Annotated in this window: 19 protein-coding genes; 11 read left to right on the forward strand and 8 right to left on the reverse strand. The window is 61.4% G+C overall.

Annotated elements, in window-relative coordinates:
- Position 1: 1 nt before the first annotated feature.
- On the forward strand, positions 2–1,006 hold the full coding sequence (locus tag ACQRBT_RS13995) for an ornithine cyclodeaminase family protein (protein ID WP_412047392.1): 1,005 nt from the start codon (positions 2–4) through the stop codon (positions 1,004–1,006).
- On the forward strand, positions 1,003–2,418 hold the full coding sequence (locus tag ACQRBT_RS14000) for an aromatic amino acid lyase (RefSeq protein WP_412047391.1): 1,416 nt from the start codon (positions 1,003–1,005) through the stop codon (positions 2,416–2,418). The genes ACQRBT_RS13995 and ACQRBT_RS14000 overlap by 4 nt, the downstream gene beginning before the upstream one ends.
- Here ACQRBT_RS14000 and gstA read toward each other — a convergent pair.
- Positions 2,373–2,969 (reverse strand): glutathione transferase GstA, encoded by a 597-nt coding sequence (gstA, locus tag ACQRBT_RS14005; RefSeq protein WP_244700306.1) that lies wholly within the window; start codon positions 2,967–2,969, stop codon positions 2,373–2,375. The two genes, ACQRBT_RS14000 and gstA, sit on opposite strands and share 46 nt — an antisense overlap.
- A gap of 96 nt (positions 2,970–3,065) precedes the next feature.
- Between gstA and ACQRBT_RS14010 the strand changes: the two genes are divergently transcribed.
- Positions 3,066–3,935 (forward strand): LysR family transcriptional regulator, encoded by an 870-nt coding sequence (locus tag ACQRBT_RS14010; RefSeq protein ID WP_090368982.1) that lies wholly within the window; start codon positions 3,066–3,068, stop codon positions 3,933–3,935.
- 84 nt (positions 3,936–4,019) lie between these two features.
- On the opposite strand, the gene ACQRBT_RS14015 is transcribed toward ACQRBT_RS14010, so the two are convergent.
- Positions 4,020–4,532: a hypothetical protein gene (locus ACQRBT_RS14015; protein WP_244700303.1), complete on the reverse strand. Its 513-nt coding sequence runs from the start codon at positions 4,530–4,532 to the stop codon at positions 4,020–4,022.
- A 256-nt stretch (positions 4,533–4,788) separates the two neighbouring features.
- Between ACQRBT_RS14015 and ACQRBT_RS14020 the strand changes: the two genes are divergently transcribed.
- Positions 4,789–5,211 (forward strand): hypothetical protein, encoded by a 423-nt coding sequence (locus tag ACQRBT_RS14020; RefSeq protein ID WP_244700300.1) that lies wholly within the window; start codon positions 4,789–4,791, stop codon positions 5,209–5,211.
- On the opposite strand, the gene ACQRBT_RS14025 is transcribed toward ACQRBT_RS14020, so the two are convergent.
- The 4 genes from ACQRBT_RS14025 to ACQRBT_RS14040 form a co-directional block, all read right to left on the reverse strand.
- Positions 5,205–6,614, reverse strand: coding sequence for an MFS transporter (locus tag ACQRBT_RS14025; RefSeq protein ID WP_412047390.1), 1,410 nt, complete (start codon positions 6,612–6,614; stop codon positions 5,205–5,207). The genes ACQRBT_RS14020 and ACQRBT_RS14025 overlap by 7 nt on opposite strands.
- Before the next feature lie 32 nt (positions 6,615–6,646).
- Positions 6,647–7,279 carry a glutathione S-transferase family protein gene (locus ACQRBT_RS14030; RefSeq protein ID WP_104994639.1) on the reverse strand — a complete coding sequence of 211 codons (633 nt, stop codon included), beginning with the start codon at positions 7,277–7,279 and terminating at the stop codon, positions 6,647–6,649.
- Between the two features lie 235 nt (positions 7,280–7,514).
- Positions 7,515–7,754: a DUF6124 family protein gene (locus ACQRBT_RS14035; protein ID WP_060754090.1), complete on the reverse strand. Its 240-nt coding sequence runs from the start codon at positions 7,752–7,754 to the stop codon at positions 7,515–7,517.
- A 314-nt stretch (positions 7,755–8,068) separates the two neighbouring features.
- Positions 8,069–9,100: a LacI family DNA-binding transcriptional regulator gene (locus ACQRBT_RS14040; protein ID WP_205344763.1), complete on the reverse strand. Its 1,032-nt coding sequence runs from the start codon at positions 9,098–9,100 to the stop codon at positions 8,069–8,071.
- A gap of 213 nt (positions 9,101–9,313) precedes the next feature.
- Here ACQRBT_RS14040 and ACQRBT_RS14045 point away from each other — a divergent pair, with 213 nt between their 5' ends.
- On the forward strand, positions 9,314–9,847 hold the full coding sequence (locus ACQRBT_RS14045) for a gluconokinase (protein WP_060754088.1): 534 nt from the start codon (positions 9,314–9,316) through the stop codon (positions 9,845–9,847).
- 84 nt (positions 9,848–9,931) lie between these two features.
- A complete protein-coding gene (locus ACQRBT_RS14050; RefSeq protein WP_060754087.1) occupies positions 9,932–11,284 on the forward strand; it encodes a GntP family permease in 1,353 nt (450 codons plus the stop codon).
- 86 nt (positions 11,285–11,370) lie between these two features.
- On the opposite strand, the gene alaC is transcribed toward ACQRBT_RS14050, so the two are convergent.
- Complete coding sequence (gene alaC / locus ACQRBT_RS14055; protein WP_104994636.1) at positions 11,371–12,588, reverse strand: alanine transaminase; 1,218 nt, start codon at positions 12,586–12,588, stop codon at positions 11,371–11,373.
- A 195-nt stretch (positions 12,589–12,783) separates the two neighbouring features.
- On the opposite strand from alaC, the gene ACQRBT_RS14060 reads away from it, so the two are divergent.
- Positions 12,784–13,266 (forward strand): GyrI-like domain-containing protein, encoded by a 483-nt coding sequence (locus ACQRBT_RS14060; protein ID WP_060754085.1) that lies wholly within the window; start codon positions 12,784–12,786, stop codon positions 13,264–13,266.
- Positions 13,267–13,325: 59 nt separating this feature from the next.
- On the opposite strand, the gene ACQRBT_RS14065 is transcribed toward ACQRBT_RS14060, so the two are convergent.
- Positions 13,326–13,826, reverse strand: a complete 501-nt coding sequence (locus ACQRBT_RS14065; protein WP_412047389.1) for a GNAT family N-acetyltransferase — start codon at positions 13,824–13,826, stop codon at positions 13,326–13,328.
- Positions 13,827–13,986: 160 nt separating this feature from the next.
- Here ACQRBT_RS14065 and ACQRBT_RS14070 point away from each other — a divergent pair, with 160 nt between their 5' ends.
- From ACQRBT_RS14070 to ACQRBT_RS14085, 4 genes are read left to right on the forward strand one after another with little or no spacing between them, the layout of a single operon-like run.
- Complete coding sequence (locus ACQRBT_RS14070) at positions 13,987–14,406, forward strand: YybH family protein (RefSeq protein WP_412047388.1); 420 nt, start codon at positions 13,987–13,989, stop codon at positions 14,404–14,406.
- 38 nt (positions 14,407–14,444) lie between these two features.
- A complete protein-coding gene (locus ACQRBT_RS14075) occupies positions 14,445–14,789 on the forward strand; it encodes a YciI family protein (protein ID WP_060754082.1) in 345 nt (114 codons plus the stop codon).
- 34 nt (positions 14,790–14,823) lie between these two features.
- Positions 14,824–15,297, forward strand: a complete 474-nt coding sequence (locus tag ACQRBT_RS14080) for an SRPBCC family protein (RefSeq protein ID WP_161549336.1) — start codon at positions 14,824–14,826, stop codon at positions 15,295–15,297.
- Positions 15,294–16,517 (forward strand): RNA polymerase sigma factor, encoded by a 1,224-nt coding sequence (locus ACQRBT_RS14085; RefSeq protein WP_244700283.1) that lies wholly within the window; start codon positions 15,294–15,296, stop codon positions 16,515–16,517. Before ACQRBT_RS14080 ends, ACQRBT_RS14085 begins: the two co-directional genes overlap by 4 nt.
- Positions 16,518–16,583: the final 66 nt, after the last annotated feature.

A 16,583-nucleotide genomic window follows, 5' to 3' on the forward strand; every position in this document is an offset into this window, starting at 1 on the left:
CATGCAACCGATCTACATTGATTTTCTCAACGGCCTCGATATCGACGAACTGGGCCTGACCAACGATGAAATCCTTACCGCCATTGAAGCCAGCCTGGCGATCCAGGGCCGCGGCGAAGCGGTGATTGAGCCACGTACCCACCTGATTCCCGGCGGCGAGATCAACGGCCACTTCAACGTATTGCGCGGTGTACTGGGCGGCGATATCGGCTACGCGGGCGTCAAAGTGGTGGGGGACTTTGTCGACAACTATCGCAAGGGGCTGCCCTCTGAACTGGCGATCCTCAACCTGCTGGACCCGGCTACCGGGATTCCCAAGGCCATCCTCGATGCCTCGGCGATCACCGACATGCGTACCGGCGCCATCACTGCCATCGGCGCCAAGTACCTGGCCCGGCCCGACAGCAAAGTGTTGGCGCACATCGGTGCGCGTGGCACCGCGTATTGGAATGTGCGCCTGCTCGACCACCTGTTCGACTTCGACGAAATCCGCGTGCATTCGCGGCGCAGTGAAAGCCGCGAAGCCTTTGCCGAACGCCTGCGCCAGGACCTGGGCAAACCGGTGATCGTCACCGAGAATTGGGAATCCACTGTGCGTGGCGCCGATATCGTGGTCGAGGCGTCTCGCCTGGATCAGCCCGAACCGTTGCTGCGCACCGACTGGATCAGGCCCGGCGCGTTTGTGGTGCCCTACGGCACCATGAGCGCGGTGGAACTGTCGCTCACCGACATCATGAGCAAGCTGGTGGTGGACGATTGGGGCCAGTGTAAGGGCGGCCTGTTTGGTGCACTGCGTGCCCATGTGGATGCCGGCAAACTCAGCGCCCAGACCCTGCATGCCGAACTGGGGCAGATCGTGGCCGGCTTGAAAAAAGGCCGGGAAACGCCCGAGGAAACCATCCTGTTCTGGCACCGTGGCCTGAGCCTCAGTGATATCGCGCTGGGCCATGCGCTGTTGGAAAAAGCCAGGCAGTTGGGGCTTGGCCAGCGGTTGCGTTGGGCATGATTCATCTCGGCCCCCAAGGTCTGTCACTTGCGGATTTGCTGGCGATTGCCCGCGAGGATGCAGCGGCGGATTTCACCGCGCAGGCCCGCCAACGCATCGATGAAGGCCACCGCCTGCTGGTGAAACTGGCGGCTGAAGGCACGCCGATTTATGGGGTGAACACCGGCCTTGGCGCAGCGGTGGATACGTTGGTCGCCCCCGTGCAGGCGAACATTCCGCTGGGACGCGCGGTGGGGGTAGGGCGCCTTGCCAATCGCCAGGAGTTGCGTGCAATGATGGCGGCGCGTCTGGCCGGGTTGGCCCAGGGGCGTTCAGGTATTTCGCCGGGCGCGGCGCAGGCTTTACTGGCGTTGCTCAATAGCGGTGTCGAGCCGGATGTGCCGTTGATCGGCTCGCTGGGCGAGAGCGACCTGGCGCCGCTGGCGCACCTGAGCCTGGCGCTGTCGGTGCCCCTGACCGGTAAAGATGGTTTGGCGCTGGTCTCCGCCAATGCCGCCAGTGTCGGCTTGGGCGCGTTACTGGTGGCGCAGGCGCAGCGGGCGTTAGAGGCTTTGCTGGCCGCGCTGGCGTTGTCCTGCGAAGGCTACCGGGCCAACCTCAGCCCCTTCCAGCCGTGGGCCTCGCGCCTGCGGCCGGCACCGGGGCAAACCGAGCAGTCGGCGGCCTTGTTGCAACTGCTGGCGGGCGGTGAGTTGGCGGACAGTCCGCGCCGCCTGCAAGACCCCTTGAGCTTTCGCTGTGCCACGGTGGTACAAGGGGCGGCGCAGCAGGCGTTGCACCCCTTGCATGAACTGATTGAACTGGAACTGCGCAGCGGTGCCGACAATCCGGCGTTGATCAGCGAAGAGGCGCTGGTATTGGCCACCGCGAACTTCGACAGCACCCACCTGGCGCTGGCCGCCGAAAGCCTGGGCCTGGCCCTGAATCGAGCGGCGGCGTGCAGCGCTGAGCGCATTGCCAAATTGCTGTCGCCTGCCTCCAGCGATCTGCCGCGATTCTTGATCGCTCGACCGGGGCATGTCGGTATGGCGGCGTTGCAGCGCACCAGTTCGGCATTGGTGGCGCAGATCGGGCATTTGGCCAACCCGCTGCCGGCAGTGACTGTGCCGGTGGCGGATCGCGTCGAGGACTACGCAGGGCAGGCCCTGGCCGTCGTGGACAAGACCCGCCAGTTGACGGAGCGGGTGTTGTGGCTGGCCAGTATCGAACTGATCGTTGCCGCGCAGGCGGTGGATCTGCGCGGCGAATTGCGGCTGGGGCAGGGCACTCGGCAGATCCATGACACCGTGCGCAACCAGGTGGCCCATCTGGACCAGGATCGCCCAGGCTCGGCAGATGTGCGGGTGTTGAGTGCCTTCATTTCGACTTATGGATTTTCGATTGCCAGTGCGGCAACGACCGCCGGGCGCTGACCCACGCGCTGCATGAACGCCTGCAGTACCGGATCCAGCTCGATAGTGTGAAGGGCCGCCCAACGCAGCACCACGAACAGGTAGGCATCGGCGACCGAGAATCGGGTGCCCAGCAGGTAATCCTGACGCGCCAGGGTGTGCACCAGAATCGCAAGGCGCTTGAGCAGCGTGGCCTTGAACAGCGCCTTCACGTCATCCGGGATGGCGCTGTTGAAGAACACGCCCAGCCCGCCATGAATTTCGCTGGCGGTAAAGTTCAGCCATTCCTGCAAACGCACGCGTTCCCAGCTGCCATTGGCGGGAGCCAGGCCGGCCGTGGGTTTCAGGTCGGCCAGGTATTGCAGGATCGCGCTGGCTTCGGTCAGTACCTGGCCGTTCTCCAGTTGCAGCGCAGCCACGTAGCCCTTGGGGTTGATCTGCAGGAAGTCCTCGCCGTCGGCAGTGATCTTGGCCCTGTTGTCGACCTGCACCAACTCGAACGGCAGGGCCAATTCACGCAATACGATATGCGGGGCGAGCGAACAGGCGTTGGGGGCGTAATACAGTTTCATCGGGGACAGCTCCGTGGGATTTGCGCCAGTTTCATGGGCATGGCACCGTGCGTAAAATTAAACCTTCAGAGCCCTGCCATAAGGACAGCTACTGTCATGATGAACCTGATGCACTGGCGCTTGCTGGTCGCTGTCGCCGACCATGGCAGCATCACTGCCGCTGCCCAATGCGTGGGCATGACTCAGTCCGCCGCCAGCCAGGCCATGGCCGGGATGGAGGCGACGCTGGGCGCGCAACTGTTTACCCGTGAGCCACGCAAGACGCTGCCCACCGCACTGGGGCTGAGTGTGATCGAACAGGCGAGAGTCATGATGGGCGCGCTGCAGGCGATTCGCAGCACCGTCGATGAAGCCCGGCCCATGTTGCGTGGGACACTGCGCATTGCCAGTTTCCCCATCGTGCTGCAGACCTTTCTCAGCCCGTTGTTGCAGCGTTTCAAGCAGCTGTATCCCGGCATCGAGGTCACCACCCTGGAAGTCACGGATGACGAGGTCAATACCTTGCTTGACGCCGGGCTGATCGACTTGGGCGTGGTGCTCAACCCCAAGCCCGAGCGCAAGGCCACGGTGTTGGGGCGCGACCATTGGACAGCGGTGGTGCCCGCGCAGCATGCACTGGCCCAGCGCCCGGCCGGAGCGGTGGTGACATTGGAGGAATTGCTGGAACAACCCTTTGTACTCGCCACCGGCGGCTGCACCGTCAACGCCGGCAGCCTGAGCGCCGAGGCCGGGTTGGCGTTACGCGATGCCCGCGTGGAAGTGCGCGAATGGAGCAGCGCCTTCAGCCTGGTCCGCGAAGGGATTGGTGTCACGCTGGTCCCGGAAATGACCCTGCCGGCTCAACGCCAGGGGTTGCGCGTGATGCCGCTCAAGGCCCCGGTACAGCGTGAGTTCTGCCTGGTGGGGCCGCCGAACCGGGAGCCGGGTGCTGCTGCGCAGGCTTTGTTGAACATGCTGGTTAACTGAACCGCGTCCTGCAATCCAGCAAGCCCGCGTTATCGTTGAGGTTTTTCGCGAGCAAGCTCGCTTCTACACGCAACGATGTGCGGCTTAGATCGCCGCCAGGGTTTCTTTCACCGCCTGCACCTGTGGGTCGGCGGTTTTCGCCGCTACCTGCTGATCCTGCTGTTGCTTGATGCGCTCAGCCACTTCCTTGGAAATCGCGTCCTGCTTTTCCTGCGGCAGCTTCTGCACATCCTCTTCGGTCAAACCCTGCTCCTTGAGGAGCTGTTCGCGGATGCGTTCGGCCGGCGATTTGCTCATGTAGTCGTTAAAGTCTTCACGGGCGGTCTTGCCGGTCGAGCCGGTGGCCGGCACGTCAGAGGTCGCGCTCGTCGCTGCCGTGCTGGCCTGCAGTTGTACGCGGGTCTTGGCGAAGGCTTCATCGATACGGTCATTGGCCTTGTCCAGGTCCTTCTGCGCGGCCGGCACCGTCACGCTTTGCTGCGCCGCCTGCAGGGTGCCGCTGTACAGCGTGCTGGCGGCCGCGTTGGCGGGGTCCATGTCGGGGCGCTTGATGTGTTGGATCGTCGATACGGCTTGGGCGTTGTTGTTAACCAGCATGATCGCTCACCTGTGCAAATGTTCGGTGCCACAGCTGGAGCAAATAGTGTGCCGGGGGCGACGGGCCGGGTTTTATGGGGCGTAGCCTTATCCAAGAGGCAATCTTCGTCCGTTCAGCGGTCATTCGTTGCCGCAGACTGGCAATGGCCGGGGACTGTCTGGCTGAAACGTTTCTCTGTGGGATTTCACAGTATTCAACCGCTTCGACTTGCCGTTGAATCAGCTGTGTTGTTAATCCGGGACAAGGAGAAATGAAATGACTGATAAACGAGACCCTATTGGTAGCGTCTATGTGAAGGCTCAATTTTCGGACGAATCCAAACCCTTTCATACTGAGGAGGCGACACACTTCTATTCGGGCCGCTATTACCAAATCATGGGGACTACAAAGGAGGGGCTGCCGGCTCTGACTGTATTCAGCACATTTGAGTTCGACCCCACAAAATTTTACACGCTGGTCGAGAATCCCGAAAAAGAGGGACAGGCCGGGTTAATGTTCTCGCACGAGATTCCTGGGGGAATAAAAACTACCCATTACGAAGGGCAGATGCGTTGCCTCGCCGAAGCGGGTGCTCTGCGTGCCGATTTTGAGGGCTCTTCAATCAGTCAACCCGCTCAGACGATCAAAGGTTCGTTTCGTGTGCTCTATGCTCCTAGCGTCCAACCCGCTGATCAGTGAGCAATATTCTCCAACGCCAGGTTACGCGTACGAGGCCCGAACCCACCGATGGTGAGCATCACGATCAACATGCTGCCGGCAATGAACGCAAGTACCCCCGGTGTGCCCAGGTGTTCGAGGATAAACCCGATCAGCAGGCTGCTGAACACCGTGGACAAGCGGCTGAAGGAGTAGCAGAACCCCACGGCGCGCGCACGGATGTTGGTGGGGAACAGCTCGCTTTGATACGAGTGATAGCTGAAGCTCAGCCACGCATTGCAGAAGGTGATCATCACCCCGCAGAGCACCAGCCCCACCGCCGTGGTCTGCAGGGCGAACAGGCTGCCGAAGAGCATCGCGCCCAGGGCCGAGCCGACGATCTGCCATTTGTTTTCAAACCGGTTGGCAAACTTCACGAACAGCAAAGGCCCCAGCGGGTAGGCGAGGGTGATGATGAAGGCGTACATCAGGCTGTGGGTCACGCTGACGCCCTGGCCCGAGAGCAGCGCCGGCAACCAGTTGCCGAAACCGAAAAAGCCGATGGCCTGGAACACATGGAACACGATCAGCATCAAGGCGCGGCGGCGGTAGGGCGGTTGCCAGATACCGGCAAAACGGCCGCTGCCTTGCACGCTGACCGCCTCGGGCTCGGGTGGGTCCAGTGGTTTACCGTAGTCTTTCCGGCAGCGTGCCTCCAGGCTGTCCATGATTGCATCGGCTTGTTCGAATCGACCTTTCTGGGCGAGCCAGCGGGGTGATTCCGGCAAGCGTTTACGCAACCACCAGATAAACAGTGCAAACACCGCACTCGACAGCACCACCCAGCGCCAACCGGCCACTCCGAACGGCGCCTGGGGCACCAGCCACCACGACATCAACGCCACCGCCGGCACCGACAGGAACTGGATAAAAAACGCGAAGGCAAACGCCGAGCTGCGCATGCGTTTGGGCACCAGTTCCGAGAGGTAGGCGTCGATGGTCACCAGCTCGATGCCCAGGCCAATGCCCACCAGAAAGCGCATGCAGATGATGCCCAGCGCTGAGGTTTGGATGCCCATCAACACGGTGGCGACGGTGTACCAGATCAATGCAAAGGTGAAGATCGCCCGTCGCCCGAAGCGGTCTGCGATGGGGCTGAGCAGGCTGGCACCGAGGAACAGGCCGAGGAAGGTCGCCGAGGCGAACGCGGCCTGATCGGAGAACCCGAACACACCGCCGCTGCCGGTGGCAAACAGGCCGTCCTTGATCAGGCCGGGGCTGATGTAGGCGGTCTGGAACAAATCATACAGCTCGAAAAAACCACCGATCGACAGCAACGCCACCAGGCGCCAGACGCTGGCCACGGCAGGCAGGCGGTCGATGCGCGCGCTGATGTGGGCGGCGCGGATCGGGTCGATACCGTCGGTGGCGGAAGGTGAGTGCATGGGCGTGGTTCCGGACGTCATGGCGTGATTGATCAGTTGTGACCGTCGAGTGCATAGGCCTGGAAGCCTGGGCGCTGGCTGAGCCGCTGGTAGTAGGCCGCGACCGCAGGGTAGGGCGGATGCTCCAGCGGCGCGTTCCACCAGCGATGCACCGAGAGGCCGACGAGGATATCGGCCAGGGTGAATTCATCACCGGCGACGTAGGCACCGGTTTTGGCCAGTTGCTGTTCCAGCAGCCCCATTTTGTCATTCCAGGCCTGCACGCCGGCGCTGAGGCGTTGCGGGTCTTGGTAATCCGGGTTCTTGCGCACCAGGGCATGGAACGCATAACCCCAGGAGGGGTTGAGTTCGGTGGCTTGCCAGTCCATCCATTGCTCCACCCTGGCGCGGGGGGCGGGTTCGGCGGGCAGCAAGTCATGGCGTTGGTACAGGCCGACGAGGTAGCGGCAGATGGTGTTGGATTCCCACAGCACGCCGTGGTCATCGATCAGCACCGGCACCTGGGCATTGGGGTTGAGGGCGAGGAACTCGGCGGCTTGAGTGGGCTTGAAGCCAATGCCCCAGTCCTCGCGCACATAGTCGATGCCCAGTTCCTGGCAGGTCCACAGTACTTTGCGCACGTTGATGGAGGACGTGCGGCCGAGGATTTTCAGTGAGTGTCCCATGGTGCTTCCCTTGCAGTGGAGAGAGGCCAATCTAGCACGACGAAACAGTTTGCAAGCAATGCCTTGTAGCGAGCTTGTCGTGGCGAGGGAGCTTGCTCCCGCTGGGCTGCGAAGCGGCCCCAAACCGTGCGATCGATATGTGTCAGATACACTTCGTCAACCGGTCTGGGAGTGCTTCGCACTCCAGCGGGAGCAAGCTCCCTCGCCACACAAGCTCGCTCCTACAAAGGGCGTGTCAGTAGCGGGGCGTGTGCTGGTCCATGGCTTTGCCCACCAGCAACACACTCAGTTCGCTGAGCTGATGGATGGCCAGGGCGACATCGCGGTGTTTGCCTTCAAGGTCATCGGACAGGTCAAGCAGCAAGGTGCTGACGGAGCACACGGTTTCGTAGCTGTTGATCAGCAGGGTTTCGGTGGGGACATCGGGGATGAGGGTGAAGAGGGTGGTTGGCGGCGTATCGATTTCTTTGATCATTGGATAGTCCAGGAATTGGCCACCGCCTCTTCGCTACTAAACGAGGGTGGCAGCTGTACGCAGGTTAGTAGACCGGTGGACTCCAAAGCCGGCGCACCCAAGGGTGCCCTACGCACAGCCGCCATCAAACATTTCGCTGAGGCTTGTGCACTGAGAAGTCCGAACATGGGCTACTAAACCCGGTCACCGAGAAATTCAGCGACCGGCAAACCTTAGAGACCCCCTTCCAGGCGCACAAGCCGGCGGATTCTGACCTAAGCGTAGGCAGCCGGGCAAGGCGCCTGGCGCAATGTCGGCCGTGTCCTACAGGCGTCCTACGTGCTTTCCCGCACCTGCAATTCAAACCCCATATCCACTACCGGCTTGGCGATCTTGTTGCCCGCCATGATGCTCAACAAATGCTCCGCTGCACGTCGCCCGATCGCCTCACGCGGGGTGCTGATGCTGCTCAGGCGCGGCACCATGAAGGATGAGGCCGGCAAGTCGTTGAAGCCCAGCACCGCCACGCGCTCCGGCACCTTGATGTCGTGGCGCAGGGCCTCCAGCAGCGCGCCCTGGGCCAGGTCGTCGTTGCCGAAGAAGATCGCGTCCACATCGGGATGGCTTGCCAGCATCTGCAAGAACAGCTCGCCGCCCAGGCCCACGGAGGAGGGGCGTGGTGTCAGCAACTCCAGCGCCGGGTCGTACAGGCCTGCCTGTTGCAGTGCGCGGCGGAAGCCTTCGCCGCGCAGTAACGTGCGTTGGTCCAGTTGCGCGCCGATGTAGGCCAGGCGCTTGCGCCCGCGGGAGAGTAAATGCGCGGCCGCCGTTTCACCGGCCGCCAACTGTGAAAACCCCACGCAGTTCACGCCGGCGTGCGGGTCCAGGTCCATCATGTAGACGCAAGGCACCTGGCTGGACTCGACCATTCGTCGCGCGCTTTCAGTCCGATCAAAGCCGGTCAGCAGCAAACCCCGTGGCTGGTAGGCCATGTAGTTGCGCAGCAGGTTTTCTTCTTCATCGCGCGAGTAATGGGAGTTGCCGATCAGTACTTCAAAGCCCTTGGGCCGCAGTACCTGGTGGATGGCTTCGAGGGTTTCGATAAACAACAGGTTGGACAGCGACGGCACCAGCACCACCACCGAATGGCTTTGCGCCGAGGCCAGGGCGCGGGCGGCGGGGTTGACGACGTAATTGAGTTCACTGGCGGCGTGTTGCACTTTTTCCACCAGTTCAGTGGCCACGGTGCTGATGCCGCGCAGCGCGCGCGAGGCGGTAATCGGGCTGACGCCGGCCAGGCGGGCGACTTCATTGAGGGTCGGGCGACCCGTGGTACGCATTTTTTTATCGTTCTTGGAGGTCATCAGGCGGCTTGCCAAACAAAAATCGAGGCACTAAGGTAGCGCTGTCTCCAAAAGGCTGCAAATGCTTGAACGAAGGGTTGCCTGATCCCGTTCAAATCGCTGGAGAGGATGCACGCGTCACTCCATAAAAAAAGACAAGACGGCGCGGGAAAAGCCTGTTTTTGCACTAGCCTTACAGCGTGCAAAGGTAGCGCTATCTGCGTCCTGAGGTGTTTCATGAGTCAACCTGTTACCGCCCTGGTCATCATGGGTGTTTCCGGCTGTGGCAAGTCCAGCGTCAGCGAGGCCCTGTGCCGCCTGAACGGCGCCACCGCCATTGAAGGCGACAGCTTTCACCCTGCCGCCAACATCGAAAAGATGAGCGCCGGCCACCCTCTCAACGACGACGACCGTGCCGGTTGGCTCGACATCCTCTGCGATGAACTGCGCCGCGCACTCAAGGCCGGCGAGCATCCCGTGCTCACCTGTTCGGCGCTTAAAAAGAAATACCGCGACCACCTGCGTGAAGCCGCGCCGGGCCTGGGTTTTGTGTTCCTGGAACTGACCCGGGCCGTGGCCGCCGACCGTGTGTCCCATCGCCCCGGGCATTTCATGCCGGCCAGCCTGATCGACAGCCAGTTCGCCACCCTTGAATCGCCGAAGGGCGAACCGCTGACCCTGGCGCTCAACGCCAGTGAAGACAGCGTCGAGGCCCTGGCCCGGCAGACCCATGCCTGGTGGCTGCAACACGGCTTTGAACCTACTCATTAATTTTTTGCCGGAAAAGATAGCGCTATCCCCGGCAGGAAATTCAACACCCGCTTTAATAACAACAACAAACAGGAGAGACCCCCCATGTTTGGCATGTCCCACGAGTCCTACCTGCTGCTAGATGCAGTGGTCACCATTATCGGACTGATCGTCTTGATCACCCGGTTCAAAGTTCACCCCTTTATCGCGTTGATCATCGCCGCAGGTTTCCTCGGCCTGACCTCGGGCATGCCCGTGGACAAGATCATCAAAGCGTTCCAGGACGGCTTCGGCGGGGTGCTCGGCTTTGTCGGCATCATCCTCGCGCTGGGCACCATGCTCGGCAAGATGATGGCCGAATCCGGTGGCGCCGATCAGATCGCCCAGACCCTGATCCGTGCCTTCGGCAAGGCGAAGGTACAGTGGGCCATGATGTTCGCCGCGTTCCTGGTGGGCATCCCGCTGTTCTTCGAGATCGGTTTTGTGTTGCTGATCCCGCTGGTGTTTATCGTCGCCCGGCGTACCGGCGTCTCACTGATCAAGATCGGCATCCCGTTGCTCGCCGGCCTCTCGGCGGTGCACGGCCTGGTACCACCGCACCCGGGTCCGTTGCTGGCCATCGGCGTGTTTGGCGCGGACATCGGCAAGACCATCCTCTACGGCCTGATCGTCGCATTGCCGACGGCCATTATTGCCGGCCCGATCTTCGGTACGTTCATCGCCAAGTACATCCCCGGCAACCCGTCCCAGGAGTTGGTCGACCAACTGGCCCGCGAGACGGACAACAAGTCGCTGCCCAGCTTCAGCGTCACGCTGATCACCGTGCTGCTGCCGGTGTTCCTGATGCTGCTCAAAACCTTCGCTGACATCGCCCTGCCGGATGGCCATGCCATTCGCAACTGGATGGACATGATCGGCCACCCGATCACGGCGTTGTTGCTGGCGTTGCTGCTGTCGCTGTACACCTTCGGCCATCGCCAGGGCATTGGTTCCAAGCAGATCCTCAAGTTGCTCGACGCCAGCCTGGCTCCGACCGCCGCGATCATCCTGATCATCGGTGCCGGTGGTGGTTTCAAGCAGATGCTGGTCACCAGCGGCGTGGGTGACGTGATCGGCCATATGGCGGTGACTGCGCAGATCAACCCGATTCTGCTGGCGTGGCTGGTGGCGGCGGTGATTCGCGTGGCAACCGGTTCGGCAACCGTGGCGACGATTACTGGCGCCGGGATCGTGGTGCCGGTGGTCGGGATGATCCCAGGGGTCAACCGTGAGCTGCTGGTGTTGGCAACGGGGGCGGGTTCGTTGATCTTGTCTCACGTCAACGATGCGGGGTTCTGGCTGGTGAAGCAGTACTTCAATATGACCGTGGCTGAAACGTTCAAGACCTGGACGGCGATGGAAACCATCCTGTCGGTGGTGGCGTTGATCTTCATCATGCTGTTGTCGCTGGTGGTCTAAACCCCAGAACTTGGGGTTAAACCGAATGCACATGTGGGAGGGGCGGTGCGACGATTCGACTTGCCCCCTCCCACATTTTGACCGAGTCAGGCGCCGGTTTTCGGGGCTAGCCCATCCGCCCTGAACATCCCGCGAATGCCGCGCACGGCCTGGCGAATCCGGTCCTGGTTCTCGATCAGTGCAAAGCGCACGTGATCATCCCCATACTCACCAAAGCCGATCCCCGGCGACACGCATACCTTCGCCTCCAGCAGCAGTTTCTTGGCAAATTCCAGCGAGCCCATGGCGGCATACGCCTCTGGAATCTTGGCCCACACGTACATCGATGCCTTCGGGTTTTCCACCATCCAACCCAGCTCATGCAGGCCCTTGACCAGCACATTGCGGCGTTGGCGGTACTGCTCGGCAATATCCTTCACGCACTGCTGGTCCCCTTCGAGCGCGGCAATCGCCGCCACTTGCAGCGGGGTGAAGGTGCCGTAGTCGTGGTAACTCTTGATACGTGCCAGGGCGCTGACCAGTTCCGGGTTACCCACCATGAAACCAATGCGCCAGCCGGCCATGTTGTAGCTCTTGGACAGGGTGAAGAACTCCACCGCAATGTCCTTGGCGCCCGGCACCTGCATGATCGACGGGGCTTTCCAGCCGTCGTAGACGATGTCGGCATACGCCAGGTCATGGATGACCAGCACGTCGTACTGCTTGGCCAGGGCGATCACGCGTTCGAAGAAGTCCAGCTCCACGCACTGCGCGGTGGGGTTGGACGGAAAGCCCAGGATCATCATTTTCGGCTTGGGGATCGAGCCGCGAATCGCGCGTTCCAGTTCGGCGAAGAAATCCACGCCGGGCACCAGCGGCACCGAGCGCACCTGGGCGCCGGCAATCACGGCACCGTAGATGTGGATCGGGTAGCTTGGGTTGGGCACCAGCACGGTATCGCCCTGGTCCAGGGTGGCCAGCATCAAGTGCGCCAGGCCCTCTTTGGAACCGATGGTGACAATGGCTTCCGACTCGGGGTCGATGTCCACTTCATAACGGTCCTTGTACCAGCGCGAAATGGCGCGGCGCAGGCGCGGAATGCCTTTGGAGGTGGAGTAGCCGTGGGTGTCTTCACGCTGGGCGACGGTGACCAGTTTTTCCACGATGTGCGGTGGAGTAGGGCCGTCGGGGTTACCCATGCTCAAGTCGATGATGTCTTCGCCGCGCCGACGCGCAGCCATCTTCAGCTCGGCAGTGATATTGAAAACATAGGGGGGGAGTCGATCTATGCGCGCAAAGCGGCGCGGCGAACCTTGGTCTGCCATTGTTGCCTCGAGGTACGTAAGCGCCCGGAACCGTCCGAGCGACGTCGGCCACTGCGGTGGCCTGCGGGGCAGACAATACGGTTGATGATGGCCGGTTGTCCAGATGCGTAGGAAAATTTTCTGCATGGTGTGCAGCGCGGATATACCCCTATACTCGATGCGGGCTTGTTCCCTCACAAGAAGGAGACTGTTCGTATGGATCAGCAGACAAAACAACCGCTCGAGCCACGCATGGAGGACGGCAAAGCGCTGGTGATTGCGGGTGTGCAGGGGCGCTATTCAAAAGCTACCGTGGGGGATATCCCCAAGTTGTGGGAGCTGTTTGATAGCTGCATCAAGGACATCAAGAAGCGCGTTGGCGGTGTGACCTATGGGGTATGTCATAACCCCCACCACGGCGAGTTCGATTACATGGCCGGGGTGGAAGTCCCGAGCAAGGGCGACGCACCGGGCAACTTCGAAACCCTGGAAATTCCCCCGCATCACTACGCCGTATTCTCACACCACGGCCCAGTGCAAGCGCTTGAGCAGACCTATGAGCGCATCATGTTCGAGTGGTTGCCGCACTCGGGCTTCAAGGTGGCCGGGGCGGATTTCGAGCGCTATAGCGCGGATTTCGATGTGCGCAAGGGCACGGGGACGGTGGAGATCTGGTTGCCGGTTGAAACCAAGTCCTGAAGCGGCGGTGAATCGATGTCACGTAAACATGACTTGGCCGTCAAACAGTCATGTTTACGTTACATCGACGGGCTGAACGTCCATCTCAACCTGCGCTCATAGTCAGCCCGGCCCTTGTAGGCCTCCCCGCTATCCACCCATCCAGCCGCCCGATACAACCCCATCGCCGCCACATTGTTCGTGTCCACCGACAACTCCAAGCCCTTGATTTGCGGCCAGGCCCGTATCGCCGCTGCCGGCAGCGCGTGCAGGCATGCCTTGCCGAAGCCGCGTCCTTGCTGGGTGCGTTCCACTTGCAAGGCGTGCAGCGTGGCGCTGTGTTCATCAGCCCAATGAGGCAGGCACGGTGGGCGTTTGAGCAGCATGAAGGCCACAGGCCGGTCGTCGGCCAGCAGGGCGAAGCCTTTGATCGCGGCGGGGTTGGGATTGACCAGCAGGCTGTTCAGCGCACAGCCGATATCGCCGGAAAATGCCAACTGCTCGGGATGCACTTGCAGGGTATTGAGCTGCTGTTTTTGCACAAGGCTCAACGTCTCATAGGTGACGAGGCGGGTTTCCATTGGCGGTGCATCCCAAAGACTACAGAGAGGCGCGGATTCTAACGGGTTTGCAGGTGGCTAAATTATTTTTCAGCAGGCTGTCGATTGAGCCAGGGCTGATTCGACTAAGGGTGTCCTTCGTGATGTTTACCCCTCTCCCTACAAAAAAAGGAGTATCACTATGAGCACTGCCATCCACTCTCTGATCGATCAATGGAAGCAAGCCGTGCTTGCCCGGGATATCGACAGGATTGTCAGCTTTTACGCCGACGATATCGTCTCATTCGACGCCGTTGCCGCGTTGCAATTCAAGGGCAAGGCTGCCTATCGCGCCCACTGGGAAGCTTGCATGGAGCACTGCCCCGGCCCGGGTATTTTCGAGTTTCATGAACTGCGCATTGTAGAAGCCGCGGATAGCGCCTTTGCCCATTGGCTGGCGCATTGCGGCGGTGCCGGGCCGGATGGCGTGGTGAAGGCGTGCTGGATGCGGGTGACGGCCGGTTACCAGCGCCTCGATGGCCAATGGAAGGTGGTGCATGAGCATTGGTCGGCGCCCTTCGATATGCAAAGCGGCGCCGCCTTGTTCGAGCTGAAACCTTGAGCCGAACTATAGTCATGAGTCCGCAAATGGAGACGCACATGAAATACCTCTGCCTGATCTACAGCAACGAACAGGTGTTGCACAGCTCGCCGGACAGCCCCCAGGACCCGGAGTGTTTCGCCTACGCGCAGTCCGTGCAGGCCAGCGGCCGCATGCTTGCCGCCGAGCCGCTGGAGTCGGTGACCACCGCCACTACCGTGCGCATGCGCAATGGCAAGTTGTCGATCACCGATGGGCCGTTTGCTGAAACCAAGGAGCAATTGGCCGGGTTCTACCTGATCGATGCCAGGGACCTGAACGACGCGATCCAGGTGGCCGGCGGTATTCCGGCGGCGCGGGTCGGCAGTGTGGAAGTGCGTCCCGTGCGTGAATTGAAACTCTGACCAGCATAATCATAAAAACCCAAGAGGATTGGCGATGAGTACCCAAGCTCCCTTCGAACTGTCCATCAGCCGCGTGATCGACGCCCCGCGCAGTCGTGTCTTCCGCGCCTGGACCACGCCTGAATTATTGAAACAATGGTGGGGACCGCATGGCATGACCACCCCCGAGTGCGAAATGAACCTGTGGGTCGGTGGCCTGTTTCGCACCCTCATGCGTGCCCCGGATGGCAGTGAGTATCCAACCCAGGGCGTTTTTCTGGAAATCGATGCGCCCAACCGGCTGGTGTTTACCGATGCCTTCATGCCTGGCTGGATTCCCTCAGGCAAGCCGTTCATGACCGCCGAGGTCACGTTCGAAGAGCTCGACGGTAAAACCCGCTACACCGCTCGCGCCATGCACTGGAATGCTGAAGACAAGCAGGCCCACGAGGCCATGGGGTTTCATGATGGCTGGGGCCAGAGCCTGGACCGCCTGGTGACGCTGGTGACCCAGGGCATGACCGATTGACGCTGCCGATCGAGGCGATCTACCGCAGCGAATCACGGCGCGTACTCGCGACGCTGATTCGCTTGCTCGGTGATTTCGACCTCGCCGAAGAGGCCCTGCACGAAGCGTTTTTTGTCGCGGTGCAGCGTTGGCCACAAGACGGTGTGCCGGACAATCCGCGTGCCTGGCTGGTCTCCACCGGCCGCTTCAAAGCCATCGACCGCCTGCGCCGCCAGGCCCGGTTTACCCCCTTACTGCAGGAGCAGGCTGACGCGCTGGAGGCGGTTGAGTGGAATGAGGAAGACGTGGAAGACGATCGCCTGCGCCTGATCTTCACCTGCTGTCACCCGGCGTTGGCGGCCGATGCCCAGGCGGCGCTGACGTTGCGTGAGATCTGCGACCTCACCACCGAGGAAATTGCCCGCGCTTTTCTGGCTTCGCCCACCGCCATCGCCCAGCGCATCGTGCGCGCCAAGGGCAAGATTCGTGAAGCGAAAATCCCCTATCAGGTGCCGTCTTTGGCGGAGTTGCCCGAACGTCTGGACAGCGTATTGCAGGTGATTTACCTGGTGTTCAACGAGGGCTATTCGGCGTCCATGGGCGCCGATCTCACCCGCGAAGAGCTGACCCGCGAAGCCATCCGTCTGGCGCGCCTGCTCGCGCAGTTGCTGCCGGAGCCGGAAGTCATGGGCTTGCTGGCGTTGATGCTGTTGCATGAATCCCGCCGAGCGGCGCGCACCTCGGCCGCGGGTGAGTTGGTGTTGTTGCAGGAGCAGGACCGTGGTTTGTGGGACGCCTCCTTGATCGCTGAAGGCTGCGCGCTGGTGGAACAGGCACTGACCACCGGGCGTTTCGGGCCATACTGCCTGCAAGCGGCGATTGCTGCGGTGCACGCCGAGGCGGCCAGCGCCGAGGACACCGACTGGTTGCAGATTGTCGGGCTTTACGATGTATTGCTTCGGCAAGTGCCGTCGCCGGTGATCGAGTTGAACCGCGCCGTAGCGGTGGCGATGTGCGAGGGGCCGGGGGCGGGGCTACAGCAGGTCGAGACGATTCTGGCGCGTGGAGAGCTGCTGGATTACCACTTGGCGCATTCGGCGCGGGGGGAGTTTTACCGGCAGTTGGGACGAGTGGAAGAAGCACGTTCGGCTTATGAAACAGCCCTGTCACTGACCCAGCAAATCCCCGAGAAACGCTTCCTCGAAAACCGCCTGGCCAACCTCGAATCCCTTGCGCGATAAAGATCAAATGTGGGAGGGGGCTTGCTCCCGATAGCAGGGTGTCAGTCACAGTATTGGGTGACTGAC

The sequence above is a fragment of the Pseudomonas sp. R19M genome, from assembly GCF_050312585.1.
GTDB classification, from domain to species: Bacteria; Pseudomonadota; Gammaproteobacteria; order Pseudomonadales; family Pseudomonadaceae; genus Aquipseudomonas; species Aquipseudomonas palleroniana.

Bases quoted from the DNA above. Each gene is read 5' to 3' on its own strand.
- ACQRBT_RS14070 (WP_412047388.1), top strand. From the start codon at position 13,987: ATGAGCACTGCCATCCACTCTCTGATCGATCAATGGAAGCAAGCCGTG.
- ACQRBT_RS14000 (WP_412047391.1), top strand. From the start codon at position 1,003: ATGATTCATCTCGGCCCCCAAGGTCTGTCACTTGCGGATTTGCTGGCG.
- ACQRBT_RS14035 (WP_060754090.1), bottom strand. From the start codon at position 7,754: ATGATCAAAGAAATCGATACGCCGCCAACCACCCTCTTCACCCTCATC.
- ACQRBT_RS14060 (WP_060754085.1), top strand. From the start codon at position 12,784: ATGGATCAGCAGACAAAACAACCGCTCGAGCCACGCATGGAGGACGGC.
- ACQRBT_RS14025 (WP_412047390.1), bottom strand. From the start codon at position 6,614: ATGCACTCACCTTCCGCCACCGACGGTATCGACCCGATCCGCGCCGCC.
- gstA (WP_244700306.1), bottom strand. From the start codon at position 2,969: ATGAAACTGTATTACGCCCCCAACGCCTGTTCGCTCGCCCCGCATATC.
- ACQRBT_RS14045 (WP_060754088.1), top strand. From the start codon at position 9,314: ATGAGTCAACCTGTTACCGCCCTGGTCATCATGGGTGTTTCCGGCTGT.
- ACQRBT_RS14080 (WP_161549336.1), top strand. From the start codon at position 14,824: ATGAGTACCCAAGCTCCCTTCGAACTGTCCATCAGCCGCGTGATCGAC.
- ACQRBT_RS14010 (WP_090368982.1), top strand. From the start codon at position 3,066: ATGATGAACCTGATGCACTGGCGCTTGCTGGTCGCTGTCGCCGACCAT.
- ACQRBT_RS13995 (WP_412047392.1), top strand. From the start codon at position 2: ATGCAACCGATCTACATTGATTTTCTCAACGGCCTCGATATCGACGAA.
- ACQRBT_RS14020 (WP_244700300.1), top strand. From the start codon at position 4,789: ATGACTGATAAACGAGACCCTATTGGTAGCGTCTATGTGAAGGCTCAA.
- ACQRBT_RS14050 (WP_060754087.1), top strand. From the start codon at position 9,932: ATGTTTGGCATGTCCCACGAGTCCTACCTGCTGCTAGATGCAGTGGTC.
- ACQRBT_RS14075 (WP_060754082.1), top strand. From the start codon at position 14,445: ATGAAATACCTCTGCCTGATCTACAGCAACGAACAGGTGTTGCACAGC.
- alaC (WP_104994636.1), bottom strand. From the start codon at position 12,588: ATGGCAGACCAAGGTTCGCCGCGCCGCTTTGCGCGCATAGATCGACTC.
- ACQRBT_RS14015 (WP_244700303.1), bottom strand. From the start codon at position 4,532: ATGCTGGTTAACAACAACGCCCAAGCCGTATCGACGATCCAACACATC.
- ACQRBT_RS14030 (WP_104994639.1), bottom strand. From the start codon at position 7,279: ATGGGACACTCACTGAAAATCCTCGGCCGCACGTCCTCCATCAACGTG.
- ACQRBT_RS14065 (WP_412047389.1), bottom strand. From the start codon at position 13,826: ATGGAAACCCGCCTCGTCACCTATGAGACGTTGAGCCTTGTGCAAAAA.